This is a genomic window from Nitratireductor sp. StC3 (assembly GCF_003015025.1).
Taxonomy (GTDB): Bacteria; Pseudomonadota; Alphaproteobacteria; order Rhizobiales; family Rhizobiaceae; genus Mangrovimarina; species Mangrovimarina alexandrii.
Window position 1 is genome coordinate 45,347 of record NZ_PYBP01000005.1, and the last position, 13,339, is coordinate 58,685.

Sequence of the window (13,339 nt, forward strand, 5' to 3'; positions counted from 1 at the left end):
ACCGGCATCCGCCAAGGCCACCAAGGCCGCCGAGACGGCCCCGTCGCCCCGGCAAAAGGCGAAGGGCGAAATTCCGGCAGCCCGCGAGGCGGCGGCGAAGAAGACGGGCAGCGCGCGCACGCGCAAGACACCCTCGGCGCTGCCGGGCGAATCCGCGCCGGCCAAGGTGATGTCGCAGGTCGGCGCCGGCCGGCAGGCGGTGAGCGCATCGACCAAGCCGGCCACCGCGAAGCGGCCGAAAACGGCCAAGCAGGCCGCGCCCGACACCGATCTTGCCGGCCGCAAGGCCACCCCGGCGGGGCCGAAGAAAGTGTCGCGCGGAGAGCTTGCCGCGCGCGGACCGGCACCGAAGACCGCCAAAAAAGCGCCGTCGGCTGCGGCCCGCAAGGGTAGCTCCGTCGCCGGGAAGGCAGGGCCAGCCAAGGCCCAGCCGGCGCCCGACCCGGACAAGAACCGCCCGCCGGCGATGAAAAAGCCGGCCAAGCCGGACGATCTCAAGCTGATCTCGGGCGTCGGCCCGAAGATCGAAGGCATTTTGAACGGGCTCGGCATTTACAGCTACGGCCAGATCGCCTCGTGGAAGAAAGCCGAACGCGCGTGGGTCGACGGGCATTTGAAGTTCCACGGCCGCATCGAGCGCGAGGATTGGGTCAAGCAGGCCAAGGCGCTCGCCAAGGGCGGCGAAGCCGAATATGTCAAGATATTCGGCAAGAAGCCGCGCTAGCCGCCGGAGCCGTTCTGCTTTTCACGGCTTCGCAGACCGGCTCTGACCTATCGTCTTGACGCGTTTTTGAACGGCGAACCGGCTTCCACTTCGCCTGGAAACACTATGGCCGCAAAGCGCCGGTCTTGCCGGCGACCGAAGCCGTCGGCCCGGGAGGAGGGGCTGGACGCGATCGCCCGCCCCTCGCCGGACGCGGCCCGTGGCATCGGCCGTGCGGGATGTTTTCCTCCACAACCCACTGCAACCAGGGCCTGTTATGGGCGGAAACCCGCGCGTGTCCGTCTTGGCGGTTATGGTGCCGGCGGGGTGAGTGACAGTTTTGAAAAGGGGGATTTCGTCGTGGGCGCAAGAACGCGGGGAAGCCGGCATCAACGTCTGGTCTATCTACAAGAGCATTTGCGCGAGTTGCGCCAGCTTGCCGAAGGCGACGGGTTGCCCCTGATCGGCTATTTTGTCGAGATGGCCTATATCGAAGCGTGCGACACGGTGCGCAAGGAGCGTCCGTTCGATGCGTCTGTCGGTAACAACAATGTGCCGCATCCGGCCCTGGCCAGGGACTAAGCGTCCTGCTTTCCACGGTTTCGCAGACCGGCTCTGACTTTTCGTCTTGACGCGTTTGCGAACGGCGATCCGGCTTCCTCCTCGCCAGGAAACTCCAAAACGGGCTGATGTCCTTATCGAGTGGGGTTCGGCGGGCTGGATTTTTCGGCCCGCGCGGAAACCGCGAGCCATGAGGACGGATTATCGCTGTGTCGCGCTCTGGTCGCGCGCGGCCGCCGGCGTCCATTTTTCGGGTGTCTGTTGCAGGCAGCGTTTTTCGATCTCTTCTCGAACCGCCCGCGCAAAAACCTTGTTGACCGCCTGATCTTCCGCGCGGGCTGCCTGCCGCAACGCGTGCTGCGGGTCTTCGCCGCCATAAGCTTCCATCACGGCGTCGGCGGCGCGCATCACGTCGGCGGGATCGGGTCTGCTTGTCATGCGGGTCAATCCAGGCTGAATGATTTGATATCCAAGTTTTTATAGCAAGAAACTTGCGTTCATACGATTCAATCCATCTATTTTCCGCAAGGCCAGTGAAGAAGTACACAGGAATCGTCAGGATTTTTGAATATCAGACCTGACGCGGACTTGCGAGTCGGACGGAGCGAAAGTAGTCGCCGTCTTCGGTCGGCTCAATTGTGAGAAAATCTGAGAAAGATTGAATTCTTCTCAGCGATGTTTGCCGGGCGGTCGGCCCCGTTGCGGACTCGGCGGCGACGGGGTCGCGGCCTTGCCGACACGCCGCGTGTCCCGCACGGAGCGACCGGCCGCGGGTTGCGCGTCGGGTGGCGATGACGGCAATGAAACCGGAAAAGGGGACGGGCGGCGACGCGGCTGTCGCCGGCCCGCCGTCCCGGTCGGGGCCAAACCCGCCATGCCTGGAGATGACCCGGATTCCCGTTCCATAAAAACATGAAAGTAATAGTCAAGTAATAATCGTGGCCTGGCGCGGTTTAAAAATTTGACCGATTGATAAAAAAACAAAACGTGCTAGATTTTTCCCAAACCAAGAATGGGGAACAGGGATGGCACAAGGCCAGTTCAAGGACGGGATCGTCGCCGGGCGACTGTCGCAGACGCAGTATTCGGACAATTTCTCCGACTTGCATCCGCCGCTCGACCGTCACGAGGCGGTGGTGGAGGCGGATCGCTGTTATTTCTGCTATGACGCGCCGTGCATGCAGGCCTGTCCGACCTCGATCGACATCCCCATGTTCATCCGCCAGATCGCCACCGGCAATCCGCTCGGTTCGGCCAAGACGATTTTCGACCAGAACATTCTCGGCGGGATGTGCGCGCGTGTCTGCCCGACCGAAACGCTGTGCGAGGAGGTGTGCGTGCGCGAGGTCGCCGAGGGCAAGCCGGTCCAGATCGGGCGGCTGCAGCGTTATGCCACCGACGTGGCGATGGAGGCCGGCAAGCAGTTTTACGAACGCGCCGCGCCGAGCGGCAAGTCGGTCGCCGTGGTCGGCGCCGGGCCGGCCGGTCTCGCCTGCGCCCACCGCCTGGCGGTCGCCGGCCATACGGTCACCATCTACGAGGCCAAGCCAAAGGCCGGCGGTCTCAACGAATACGGCATCGCGGCCTACAAGACCGTGGACGACTTCGCCCAGGCCGAGGTCGACTATGTGACGGCGGTCGGCGGCATTGCCATCGAATACGGCAAGGCGCTCGGCCGCGATATCGCGCTTGCTGAGCTCGCGGCCACGCACGACGCCGTTTTCCTGGGCATGGGGCTTGCCGGGGTCAACGCGCTGCGCGCGGAGGGCGAGGACGCGCCGGGCGTGGACAACGCGGTGGAGTTCATCGCCGGCCTGCGCCAGGCGGACGATCTCGGCTCGATCCCGGTCGGGCGCCGGGTCGTGGTGATCGGCGGCGGCATGACGGCGATCGACGCGGCCATCCAGTCCAAGCTGCTCGGCGCCGAGGAGGTGACGATCTGCTACCGACGCGGCAAGGAGCACATGAACGCCTCGGAATACGAACAGGATCTCGCCGCCTCGAACGGCGTCGTCATTCGCCACTGGCAACAGCCGAAGCGCGTCGTTGCGGTCAACGGCACGACGGTCGGCATCGAACTCGAATATACGCGCCTGGACCAGGGAAAGCTGGTGGGCACCGGCGAGGTGGTCACGCTTGCCGCCGACCAGGTGTTCAAGGCGATCGGCCAGACCTTCGATGCCGCACCGCTCAACGGCAGCGGCAACGCGATCGCGCTCGAACAAGGCCGCATCAAGGTCGACGAGGAGGGCCGCACGTCGATGAAGTCGGTCTGGGCCGGCGGCGACTGCATTGTCGGCGGCGAGGATCTGACGGTGTCCGCGGTCGCGCAGGGGCGCGACGCGGCCGACAGCATCAACCGGGCGCTGTCGGGCTGACGGCGCGACACCGGCATGGACACCGCCCGTGCAAGGGAGGACGGGACCATGAACCATCATCCGGCACAACCGCACGGCGCGGCGACCGCTGCCTGGCGGGGCCCGTTCGTTCGGGACGCCCGCGAGCGGTATTGTGAGCATCGTTGCGTGGAAACGGCTGCAAAAAGCCAGGGCCGGCGTTGCGTCGCCGGCATCCTGTTGCGGGCTCGCGCAACCAACAAGGGGAACTGACCATGGCAGATATCCGCAACAATTTCGTCGGCATCAAATCCCCCAACCCGTTCTGGCTGGCTTCCGCCCCGCCGACCGACAAGGAATACAATGTGGTGCGCGCCTTCCGCGCCGGCTGGGGCGGGGTGGTGTGGAAGACGCTCGGCGAGGACCCGCATGTCGTCAACGTCAACGGGCCGCGCTACGGCGCGATCTGGAGCGGCGACCGGCGCCTGCTGGGCATGAACAATATCGAGCTGATCACCGACCGGCCGCTGCAGACCAATCTGCGCGAGATCAAGCGGGTCAAGAAGGAGTGGCCCGACCGCGCGATGATCGTCTCGCTGATGGTGCCGTGCGAGGAGGAGAACTGGAAGTCGATCCTGAAACTGGTCGAGGAGACCGAGGCCGACGGCATCGAGCTCAATTTCGGCTGTCCGCACGGCATGTCGGAGCGCGGCATGGGCTCCGCCGTCGGGCAGGTGCCCGAATATATCGAGATGGTGGTGCGCTGGTGCAAGCAGAACTCGCGCATGCCGGTGATCACCAAGCTCACGCCCAACATCACCGACATCCGCAAGCCGGCGCGCGCGGCCAAGGCCGGCGGCACCGACGCCGTGTCGCTGATCAACACGATCAACTCGATCACCGGCGTCGATCTCGACAGTTTCGCGCCGCAGCCGACGATTGACGGCAAGGGCTCCCATGGCGGCTATTGCGGGCCGGCGGTGAAGCCGATCGCGCTCAACATGGTGGCCGAGATCGCCCGCGATCCCGAGACCGCCGGCCTGCCGATCTCCGGTATCGGCGGGGTGACCACCTGGCGCGACGCGGCCGAGTTCCTGGCGCTGGGGGCGGGCAACGTGCAGGTGTGCACGGCGGCCATGACCTACGGCTTCAAGGTCGTGGAGGAGATGATCGAGGGCCTGAAGACCTGGATGGACGTCAAGGGCCACGCCACGCTCGACGACGTGATCGGGCGCGCGACGCCGAATGTCTCCGACTGGCAGTACCTCAATCTCAACTACGTCACCAAGGCGCGCATCAACCAGGATCTGTGCATCCAGTGCGGCCGCTGCCACATCGCCTGCGAGGACACGTCCCACCAGGCGATCACGGCGATCGTCGACGGCCAGCGCCGCTTCGAGGTGATCGAGGAGGAGTGCGTGGGCTGCAATCTGTGCGTCAATGTCTGCCCGGTCGAAAACTGCATCGACATGGTGGCGCTCGAGGCGGGGGCGCTCGACAAGCGCACCGGCGAGACGGTCGACCCGACCTACGCCAACTGGACGACGCACCCCAACAACCCGGCCGCAAGGCAGGCCGCGGAATAACACGCAGACGGCGCTGCCGTGGCCGATTGCGCGGGCGCCGTCACGCCCCGCCGGAGAGCATTGCGGCAGGGGCGGGCGGCGGTCGGGTATCGTGTCCGCCAAACCCTGCCGCGCCACGCGGAGACGGCTAACGCTGCGCCGAGACCAGCAGCATCATCGGCCGTTCGACCTCTTCGGCGAGATCCGGGTTCTCGGCGATCTGGCCGGCCGTCGGCGCGAATTCTTCGACCTGGCGGATCGCGAAACCCGCGCCGATCAGGCTGTTGAGGGTCGTGGCGACCGTGCGGTGATATTTGAGCACGCCGCTGGCGAACCAGTCGGTGCGGCGCTCGCCCTCGCGCGAATAGCCGTTGACCGGCCATGTCTTGCGACCGTCTTCGTCGCTCAGCCAGTGCGGATGCGCGGCGGCCATGAAGATGGGATGCTCGATGGTGAAGACGAAATGCGCGCCCGGCGTCAGGGCCTGCCGGACGGTTGCCGCGAGGGTGCCGAAATCCTCGATATAGTGGAAGGTGAGGGCGCTGTAGGCGACATCGAAACCCGCCCGCGGCAGGACGAGCTTTTCCAGATCGGCGATCTCGAAGCTGACCATCGGGTCGGTCGTATCGGCCCTGGCGCGCGCGATCATGTTCTGCGACAGATCGATGCCGAGCGCGCGGGCGGCGCCGTTTTCGCGCGCCCAGCGCGTGAACCAGCCGAAGCCGCAGCCCAGGTCGAGCACGCGCTTGCCGGCAAGGTCGGGCAACATGGCGCGCACGGCCGGCCATTCCGGCGCGCCGGCCAGGCCGTGCACCTGGCGCGGCAAGGCGCTGTAGCCTGCGAAGAACTCGGGTTTGTCATAGATATTCTGTGCCATTTTCTGTCCATCGATGGTGGCCGATGCGACGGGGCACGTCCGCTGCAGCAATAACCCCGTCCGTCGGCGGCGGGGTTGCTGGATACGCGATGCGTGCTGCTTTCAGCGTGCGCGTTTATCCGGCATCCCACCTGTCGGGATGCCGGCGAGCCGGGAAACGATCAGCGAGCCTTTTTCGCGTATGGGTCGATTATTAAGAACGCATCCCGGGCGCTGTCAACACATGCTCGGCCCCGGTTTGGCGCCATCCGCAAAGACGCGGGTTTGCGCCGTCGGCTGCGGTGCCGCAACCCTGGCAGGGCGTGTCAGGAGCAGGTCGCGTTCTTATTGAAGATAAAAAATATCCAAGATATAAAATATCGAAGATAGGAGATGGCGATGAAACTGTCCGAAGGCGTGGAGGCGGCGATCCATTGCGCCGCGCTGCTTGCCGGTCTGGCGCCCGGCAAGACCCTGCCGGCGGCTGCACTGGCGGAGTATCACGGCGTGTCGGCGAGCTATCTCGTCAAACATCTCAACAGGCTGGCGGCGGCGGGCGTGCTTGTCTCCGTGCCCGGGCCGCATGGCGGCTACCGGCTTGGCCGGTCGGCCAAGCGCATTTCGCTGCTCGATATCGTGCTTGCGGTCGAGGGACCGGAGCCGGCCTTTCGGTGTGCGGAAATCCGCCAGCGCAGTCCGGGCGCGCTGGAGCCCGACGCCTATCAAAAACCGTGCGGCATCAAGGTGGCCATGCTCAAGGCCGAACAGGCCTGGCGTCAGGCCTTGCGCGCCGAGCGGCTTGCCGACGTGATCGCCGGCTACGAGGCCGAGGCCGATCCGCGCGCGCTCGCGTTCGGCTGTGCGTTTTTGCAACGCCACCAACGGCCCGGCGACGCCGCCGCAATGTCCGCATCACCCGATCCCCAATGAAAGGAAACCCAATGCAACAGCGTCTCGACTACTGGAAGGCCGAACCGGCCTTGCTGAAGGCCGTGCTCGACCTCGACACCGCGGCGAGAGAGTCCGGCCTCGATGGCGGGCTGGTTCACCTCGTCAAGCTGCGCGCCTCGCAGATCAACGGCTGTTCCTATTGCGTGGACATGCACAGCCGCGAGGCGCGCCGCGACGGCGAGAGCGAACAGCGCGTTCAACTCGTCTCGGCCTGGCGCGAATCGCCGCTTTTTTCGCCGCGTGAACGCGCCGCGTTCGCGTGGACCGAAAGGCTGACCAGGATCGCCGACGGCCCGGTCGAGGACGCGGAGTACGAGGCGGTGTCGGCCCATTTCTCCGAGGCCGACCTGGTCAAGCTCACCGTCCTGATCGGCGTCATCAATGTCTGGAACCGGGTCGCGATCCCGTTCCGCACTGTTCATCCCGTCATCGGCGGCGAAAGCCGCGCCGCCTGACGGCGCGGTGCTTTTTGCAGAAAAGTCATCATGGCGGCCGTCCTTCCGGCCCCGGCCGAACCGGCCGGTCGCCGGTTGGCCGGCGCCGTGTCGGTCTTGGCCGGCTGGCGGCCGGCTAGGGCGGACCTTGCCGGCCCAGGACCAACGGAAAAAGCTTTTCCCGCCGCGGCCGGCGCGTTACGTCAAAGGGCCCGAAGGGAGAGTTGCTTGACACACGCCGCCGATATCCACGTCGCGCGCCGCCCCGATCACAAGAGTTTCGCTACCGGCAGGCAAAAGCTGCTCGGCCACCTGGCGGGGCTGTGTTTTGCGGCGCTCGTGGCGGGCTCGTTTTCCTTCGGCGCGCTGGCGGCCCCGCATATCGGGCCGGCCGCGATCAATGCGGCGCGGTTCCTGCTCGGCACCACCATCATGGGGGTTGCGACGTGGCTGTTGATCGGCGGCGGGGCGCTGGCGCGGCCGCGCGCGCCCTGGCGGTTCCTGGTGCTGGGCGGCCTGATGGCGATCTTCTTCGTGACCATGTTCGTGGCCCTGCAATTCACCGCGCCCGTGTCGACCGGCGCGGTCTTTACGCTGATGCCGCTGATGAGCGCCGGGTTCGGTTATCTGTTTTTGGGCCAGGTGCCGCGGCCGCTGGTCGTGTTCAGCCTGGTGGTTGCCGCCGCCGGCGCGATCTGGGTGATCTTTCGCGGCGATCTCGACGCCATTCTCGGCTTCGATGTCGGGCGCGGCGAGGTGATCTTCTTTTTCGGCTGCGCCTGTCACGCCGCCTATGCGCCGCTGGTGCGCAAGCTCAATCGCGGCGAGCCGGTGCTGGCCTTCACCTTCTGGACGCTGATGGCCACGGGCGTCGTCATCGCCGCCTACGGCCTGCGCGAAATCTTCGGCACGGCCTGGGCGGACCTGCCCGCGATCGTGTGGGCGGTGATCGCCTATCTCGCCGTCTTCACCACCGCCGGCACCTTCTTCCTGCTGCAGTTCGCCACGCTCCGGCTGCCGGCCTCCAAGGTGCTCGCCTACGGCTATCTGATGCCGAGCATCGTCATCCTCTACGAGGGCATGCTCGGCCACGGCTGGGTGAGCGCGAGCGTGGCGGCGGGCGCGCTGGTCACCGTTCTCGCCCTGGCGGTGGTGGTGTTTTCGCGCGACGGCTGAGGCCGCCCGCACCGCGGATGAAGGGATCAACGTCATGGAGGCGGCAATGGATCAAGCGCTTTTCGACTATGGCCGCAAAATCTTGGCCGCCCAGCCGTTCAGTGTTCTTCTGGGCACCGAACTCGTCGCCTTCGAGCCCGGCCGGGCCGAACTCGCGCTCGACTTGAAACCCGAACATTTGCAGCAGCACGGTTTCGCCCATGGCGGCATCGTCTCCTATCTGGCCGACAACGCGCTGACCTATGCCGGCGGCTCGGTGCTGGGGGATTCGGTGACGCTGGAGTTCAAGATCAATTATCTGCGGCCCGCCAAGGGCAGCCGGCTGGTGGCGCGGGCCCGCGTGACCGGCGCGGGCAAGACCCAGGCAGTGTGCCAGTGCGATGTGATGGCGATCGACGAGGCCGGCGTGGAAAAGCTGTGCGCGGCCGCGCAGGGGACGATCTGGAAGGCGGGCTGAGGCGGCCGACAGCCCCGCGCCGCGTCAGCCCTTCGGCTTGAGCCCGTCCATGAACAATTGCTCCAAAAACCGGGCGGCGTCTTCGAACCGGCCCTCGTCGTCGCGCCCGGGGCCGAGCACGGCGCGGACCTGAACGTCGAAATCGGCATAATGCTGGGTGGTGGCCCAGATCGAGAAGATCAGGTGCCGGGGGTCGGTGCGTGCGATCCGGCCGGCCTTCATCCAGCCCAGGATCACCTCGGCCTTCTCGTCGACCAGCGTCTTCAACTCGTCTTCCAGCATCGGCATGGCGCGCGGCGCGCCCTGCAGGATCTCATTGGCGAAAAGCCGGCTTTCGCGCGGAAAATCGCGCGCCATTTCGAGCTTGCGGCGGATATAACCGCGCAGTTCCGTCAGCGGGTCGCCGACCGCGTCGAGCTCGCGCAGCGGCGCCAGCCAGGTGTCGAGCAGGCGCTGGATCAGCGTGTGATGGATGTCTTCCTTGTTGCGGAAATAATAAAGCAGGTTCGGCTTCGACATGCCGGCGGCCTCGGCGATCTGGTCGATCGTGGAGCCGCGGAAGCCGTGCTGGGAAAACACCTCGAGCGCGGCTTCCAGGATCAGTTCGCGTTTCTGTTTCTGAATGCGGGTGCGGGTCTTCGGCGAAGGCGTATCCACGGTCGTATTCCTGCTCCACTGGCGACGCTCAGAACCGCTCCCGTTTTTTGGACCAATCGACTGGACCAGTGGCTGCCGGCTTGTGGAGCGCGAAGCCGGGCGCGCACTTCGTCTACAATTCCCTTGACCGTCTTCATGGCGGTGCTAACGTTTGTCCATTCGGTCAAAAAATGCGTAGCACAGTTACGCGCGAAAAACCAAACGTTGGCGCAACATCGGCTCAAACCACAAAATGAAAGGCCTGGTATGTCCAACAGACTGAATGTCGCACCGAACGATCTTTCCGCGTTCTGGATGCCGTTCACCGCCAACCGTCAGTTCAAGCAGGCGCCGCGCATGCTCGTCGCCGCCGAGGACATGCACTACACCGCGTCCGACGGCCGCAAGATCCTCGACGGCACGGCCGGGCTGTGGTGCGTCAATGCCGGCCATTGCCGCCCCAAGATCACCGAGGCGATCCAGCGCCAGGCGGCCGAGCTCGACTACGCGCCCGCCTTCCAGATGGGCCATCCGATCGTGTTCGAACTCGCCAACCGGCTGGTCGACGTCGCGCCGCAGGGCATGGACCATGTGTTCTTCACCAATTCCGGGTCCGAATCCGTCGACACCGCGCTCAAGATCGCGCTCGCCTACCACCGCGTGAAGGGCGAGGGCTCGCGCTTCCGGCTGGTCGGACGCGAGCGCGGCTATCACGGCGTCAATTTCGGCGGCATCTCGGTCGGCGGCATCGTCGCCAACCGCAAGATGTTCGGCACGCTTCTGACCGGCGTCGACCATCTGCCGCACACCCATCTGCCCGAACAGAACAATTTCGTGCGCGGCGAGCCCGAGCACGGCGCCGACCTTGCCGATGAGCTGGAGCGCATCGTGGCGCTGCACGACGCCTCGACCGTCGCCGCGGTGATCGTGGAGCCCGTCGCCGGGTCGACCGGCGTGCTGATCCCGCCGAAAGGTTATCTCAAGCGCCTGCGCGAGATCTGCGACAAGCACGGCATTCTGCTGATCTTCGACGAGGTCATCACCGGGTTCGGCCGTCTCGGCACGCCGTTCGCCGCCGATTATTTCGATGTCATCCCCGACATCATGACCACCGCCAAGGGGGTGACCAACGGCGTCGTGCCGATGGGCGCGGTGTTCGTGAAGAAGGAGATTCACGACGCCTTCATGAACGGGCCGGAACACCTGATCGAGTTCTTCCACGGTTACACCTATTCCGGCAATCCGATCGCCTCGGCGGCGGCGATCGCCACGCTCGACACCTACAAGGAAGAGGGTTTGTTGACGCGCGCGGCGGAGCTGTCGGAGCACTGGGCGAACGCGCTGCATTCGCTCAAGGACGCCCCGCATGTCATCGACGTGCGCAATATCGGTCTCGTCGGGGCGATCGAGCTGGAACCGATCGCCGGCCAGCCGAGCAAGCGCGCCTTCTCGGCCTTCGTGAAGGCGTTCGAGCGCGGCGCGCTGATCCGCACCACCGGCGACATCATCGCGCTGTCGCCGCCGTTGATCATCACCAAGGGCCAGATCGACGAACTCGTCGACCATGTGCGCGAAGTGCTGACCATGGTGGATTGAGATGGGCAGCGAACGCCCGAAAGCCAGCCACGACGTCTTGATCGACGACGAGCGCGTGCGCGTGACCCGGTGGGATTTCCCGCCGGGCGCGGAAACCGGCTGGCACCGGCACGGCATGGACTATGTCGTGACCACGCTCACGCCCTGCGCCTTCCTGCTGGAAGAGCCGGGCGGGGCGGCGCGCCGCGTCGACATGGAGGCCGGCGCCAGCTATCGCCGCGACGAGGGCGTCGAGCACAATGTCGTCAATGCCGGCGACAGGCCGATGGCCTTCGTGGAAGTCGAACTGAAATAGGGGAAATCAGCACATGGCCGCACCGGGCGAGAATTTGAGGATCAACGCCGACCGTCTCTGGGAGTCCCTGATGGAGATGGCGAAGATCGGTCCCGGTGTGGCCGGGGGCAACAACCGCCAGACGCTGACCGACGAGGACGGCGAGGGCCGGCACCTGTTCCAGCGCTGGTGCGAGGCGGCGGGACTGGAGATGGGCGTCGACGAAATGGGCACCATGTTCGCGCGCCGCGAGGGCACCGACCCCGACGCGCTGCCGGTCTATGTCGGCTCGCATCTCGACACCCAGCCGACCGGCGGCAAATATGACGGCGTGCTCGGCGTGCTCGGCGGGCTGGAACTCATCCGCACGCTCAACGACCTCGGCATCAAGACCAAACACCCGATCGTGGTCACCAACTGGACCAACGAGGAGGGCACCCGCTTCGCGCCGGCGATGCTGGCCTCGGGCGTGTTCGCCGGCGAACATACGCTCGACTGGGCCTATGCGCGCGAGGACGCCAAGGGCAAGACCTTCGGCGAGGAACTGGAACGCATCGGCTGGAAGGGCGAGGAAAAGGTCGGCGCGCGCAAGATGCACGCCTTCTTCGAGCTGCATATCGAGCAGGGGCCGATCCTGGAGGCCGAGGGCAAGGATATCGGCGTGGTCACGCACGGCCAGGGGCTGTGGTGGCTGCAGGTGACGCTGACCGGCAAGGATTCGCATACCGGCTCGACGCCGATGCCGATGCGCAAGAATGCCGGGCTCGGCATGGCGCGCATCACCGAGCTGGTGCACGAGATCGCCATGAGCCATCAGCCGGCCGCGGTCGGCGCCATCGGCCATTGCGACGTCTATCCCAATTCGCGCAACGTCATTCCCGGCAAGGTGGTCTTCACCATCGATTTCCGCTCGCCCGACCAGGAAACGCTCGACGCGATGAAGGCGCGGCTCGAGGCCGAGGCGCCGAAAATCGCCGAGGAACTCGGGCTGGGCATCGAGATCGAACCGGTCGGCCATTTCGATCCCGTCACCTTCGACGAAGGCTGCGTGACGGCGGTGCGCGAGGCGGCCGAACGGCTCGGCTATTCGCATCGCGATATCGTTTCGGGCGCGGGCCACGACGCCTGCTGGGTCAACCGGGTCGCGCCGACGGCGATGGTGATGTGCCCGTGCGTCGACGGGCTTTCGCACAACGAGGCCGAGGAAATCTCCAAGGACTGGGCCGCCGCCGGCGCCGACGTGCTGTTCCACGCGGTGGTCGAGACGGCGGAGATCGTGGAGTGACGAATTGGCGTTCCGTATCGGCTGGTCATGCGCGGGCTCGACGCATGCCGGCGCGGGTCGACAGGCCTTCACGGAGGGCCCCGGCGCCGACCCGTCCTGCCACAGTCGAGTGGATCGGGTAAGCCGTGGCCGTACGTGCTGGCGCGATCGGGCCGCGGGCGATCAAGGCGATCATCGCCGGCGAGATCGCGGCCTATGATCCGGTCGCCGAGGCGCGCAGGACCTCGCGCACCGGCAGCGCCGCGACGGCTAGCTGGTATGAACGCACGCTGGCGGATTTCGAGGCCGACTTGATCGAACCGGCTCCGGTCATGGTAGGGTTTTCCGGCGGCCTCGAGCAGCGTTGCTGGTCGGTGACGCGCGGCGACGAACGCTATCACGTTGTCTACATGCCGAAGGCCGGTTATTTCGCGCTCGCCGTCGCCACCGTGTTCGGCCCGGTCGACATCGGCGTGCACGGCAGGGCGATCGACGTGTTCGGGGCGGTGTGAGGCGATGGCGCGCGCAGT

Annotated in this window: 14 protein-coding genes; 11 read left to right on the forward strand and 3 right to left on the reverse strand. The window is 65.9% G+C overall.

Features of this window, described 5'->3' with window-relative positions:
* Positions 1-1,030 precede the first annotated feature (1,030 nt).
* Entirely contained in the window at positions 1,031-1,285 is a 255-nt protein-coding gene (locus tag C7T96_RS24045) for a hypothetical protein (protein WP_158264355.1), read from the forward strand.
* A gap of 180 nt (positions 1,286-1,465) precedes the next feature.
* Here the strand turns inward: C7T96_RS24045 and C7T96_RS11960 are convergent, their stop codons facing one another.
* Positions 1,466-1,702 carry a hypothetical protein gene (locus C7T96_RS11960; protein WP_146149177.1) on the reverse strand — a complete coding sequence of 79 codons (237 nt, stop codon included), beginning with the start codon at positions 1,700-1,702 and terminating at the stop codon, positions 1,466-1,468.
* A gap of 587 nt (positions 1,703-2,289) precedes the next feature.
* Here C7T96_RS11960 and C7T96_RS11965 point away from each other — a divergent pair.
* A complete protein-coding gene (locus C7T96_RS11965) occupies positions 2,290-3,642 on the forward strand; it encodes an NAD(P)-dependent oxidoreductase (protein WP_106571474.1) in 1,353 nt (450 codons plus the stop codon).
* A gap of 233 nt (positions 3,643-3,875) precedes the next feature.
* A complete protein-coding gene (gene preA, locus C7T96_RS11970; RefSeq protein WP_106571475.1) occupies positions 3,876-5,186 on the forward strand; it encodes an NAD-dependent dihydropyrimidine dehydrogenase subunit PreA in 1,311 nt (436 codons plus the stop codon).
* Positions 5,187-5,313: 127 nt separating this feature from the next.
* On the opposite strand, the gene C7T96_RS11975 is transcribed toward preA, so the two are convergent.
* Complete coding sequence (locus tag C7T96_RS11975; RefSeq protein ID WP_106571476.1) at positions 5,314-6,042, reverse strand: class I SAM-dependent methyltransferase; 729 nt, start codon at positions 6,040-6,042, stop codon at positions 5,314-5,316.
* A gap of 378 nt (positions 6,043-6,420) precedes the next feature.
* Here C7T96_RS11975 and C7T96_RS11980 point away from each other — a divergent pair, with 378 nt between their 5' ends.
* The 4 genes from C7T96_RS11980 to C7T96_RS11995 all read left to right on the forward strand — a co-directional run bounded on the left by C7T96_RS11980 (position 6,421) and on the right by C7T96_RS11995 (position 9,039).
* Entirely contained in the window at positions 6,421-6,951 is a 531-nt protein-coding gene (locus C7T96_RS11980; protein WP_106571820.1) for an Rrf2 family transcriptional regulator, read from the forward strand.
* Between the two features lie 11 nt (positions 6,952-6,962).
* A complete protein-coding gene (locus C7T96_RS11985) occupies positions 6,963-7,427 on the forward strand; it encodes a carboxymuconolactone decarboxylase family protein (protein ID WP_106571477.1) in 465 nt (154 codons plus the stop codon).
* 207 nt (positions 7,428-7,634) lie between these two features.
* Entirely contained in the window at positions 7,635-8,582 is a 948-nt protein-coding gene (locus C7T96_RS11990; protein WP_245414134.1) for a DMT family transporter, read from the forward strand.
* Between the two features lie 46 nt (positions 8,583-8,628).
* On the forward strand, positions 8,629-9,039 hold the full coding sequence (locus C7T96_RS11995; RefSeq protein WP_106571479.1) for a PaaI family thioesterase: 411 nt from the start codon (positions 8,629-8,631) through the stop codon (positions 9,037-9,039).
* Between the two features lie 24 nt (positions 9,040-9,063).
* Here C7T96_RS11995 and C7T96_RS12000 read toward each other — a convergent pair whose 3' ends face one another.
* A complete protein-coding gene (locus tag C7T96_RS12000; protein WP_106571480.1) occupies positions 9,064-9,696 on the reverse strand; it encodes a TetR family transcriptional regulator C-terminal domain-containing protein in 633 nt (210 codons plus the stop codon).
* A 246-nt stretch (positions 9,697-9,942) separates the two neighbouring features.
* Here C7T96_RS12000 and C7T96_RS12005 point away from each other — a divergent pair, with 246 nt between their 5' ends.
* From C7T96_RS12005 to C7T96_RS12020, 4 genes are all read left to right on the forward strand, one after another.
* Complete coding sequence (locus C7T96_RS12005) at positions 9,943-11,271, forward strand: aspartate aminotransferase family protein (protein ID WP_106571481.1); 1,329 nt, start codon at positions 9,943-9,945, stop codon at positions 11,269-11,271.
* A gap of 1 nt (position 11,272) precedes the next feature.
* Positions 11,273-11,566: a cupin domain-containing protein gene (locus C7T96_RS12010; RefSeq protein ID WP_106571482.1), complete on the forward strand. Its 294-nt coding sequence runs from the start codon at positions 11,273-11,275 to the stop codon at positions 11,564-11,566.
* Positions 11,567-11,579: 13 nt separating this feature from the next.
* Positions 11,580-12,830 (forward strand): Zn-dependent hydrolase, encoded by a 1,251-nt coding sequence (locus C7T96_RS12015; protein ID WP_106571483.1) that lies wholly within the window; start codon positions 11,580-11,582, stop codon positions 12,828-12,830.
* A 125-nt stretch (positions 12,831-12,955) separates the two neighbouring features.
* Positions 12,956-13,321 (forward strand): hypothetical protein, encoded by a 366-nt coding sequence (locus tag C7T96_RS12020; RefSeq protein WP_106571484.1) that lies wholly within the window; start codon positions 12,956-12,958, stop codon positions 13,319-13,321.
* Positions 13,322-13,339 lie beyond the last annotated feature (18 nt).

What these genes read in the sequence shown, in the direction of transcription:
- C7T96_RS11960 (WP_146149177.1), bottom strand. Translation starts at nt 1,702, where the DNA reads ATGACAAGCAGACCCGATCCCGCCGACGTGATGCGCGCCGCCGACGCC.
- C7T96_RS11965 (WP_106571474.1), top strand. Translation starts at nt 2,290, where the DNA reads ATGGCACAAGGCCAGTTCAAGGACGGGATCGTCGCCGGGCGACTGTCG.
- preA (WP_106571475.1), top strand. Translation starts at nt 3,876, where the DNA reads ATGGCAGATATCCGCAACAATTTCGTCGGCATCAAATCCCCCAACCCG.
- C7T96_RS11975 (WP_106571476.1), bottom strand. Translation starts at nt 6,042, where the DNA reads ATGGCACAGAATATCTATGACAAACCCGAGTTCTTCGCAGGCTACAGC.
- C7T96_RS11980 (WP_106571820.1), top strand. Translation starts at nt 6,421, where the DNA reads ATGAAACTGTCCGAAGGCGTGGAGGCGGCGATCCATTGCGCCGCGCTG.
- C7T96_RS11985 (WP_106571477.1), top strand. Translation starts at nt 6,963, where the DNA reads ATGCAACAGCGTCTCGACTACTGGAAGGCCGAACCGGCCTTGCTGAAG.
- C7T96_RS11995 (WP_106571479.1), top strand. Translation starts at nt 8,629, where the DNA reads ATGGATCAAGCGCTTTTCGACTATGGCCGCAAAATCTTGGCCGCCCAG.
- C7T96_RS12005 (WP_106571481.1), top strand. Translation starts at nt 9,943, where the DNA reads ATGTCCAACAGACTGAATGTCGCACCGAACGATCTTTCCGCGTTCTGG.
- C7T96_RS12010 (WP_106571482.1), top strand. Translation starts at nt 11,273, where the DNA reads ATGGGCAGCGAACGCCCGAAAGCCAGCCACGACGTCTTGATCGACGAC.
- C7T96_RS12015 (WP_106571483.1), top strand. Translation starts at nt 11,580, where the DNA reads ATGGCCGCACCGGGCGAGAATTTGAGGATCAACGCCGACCGTCTCTGG.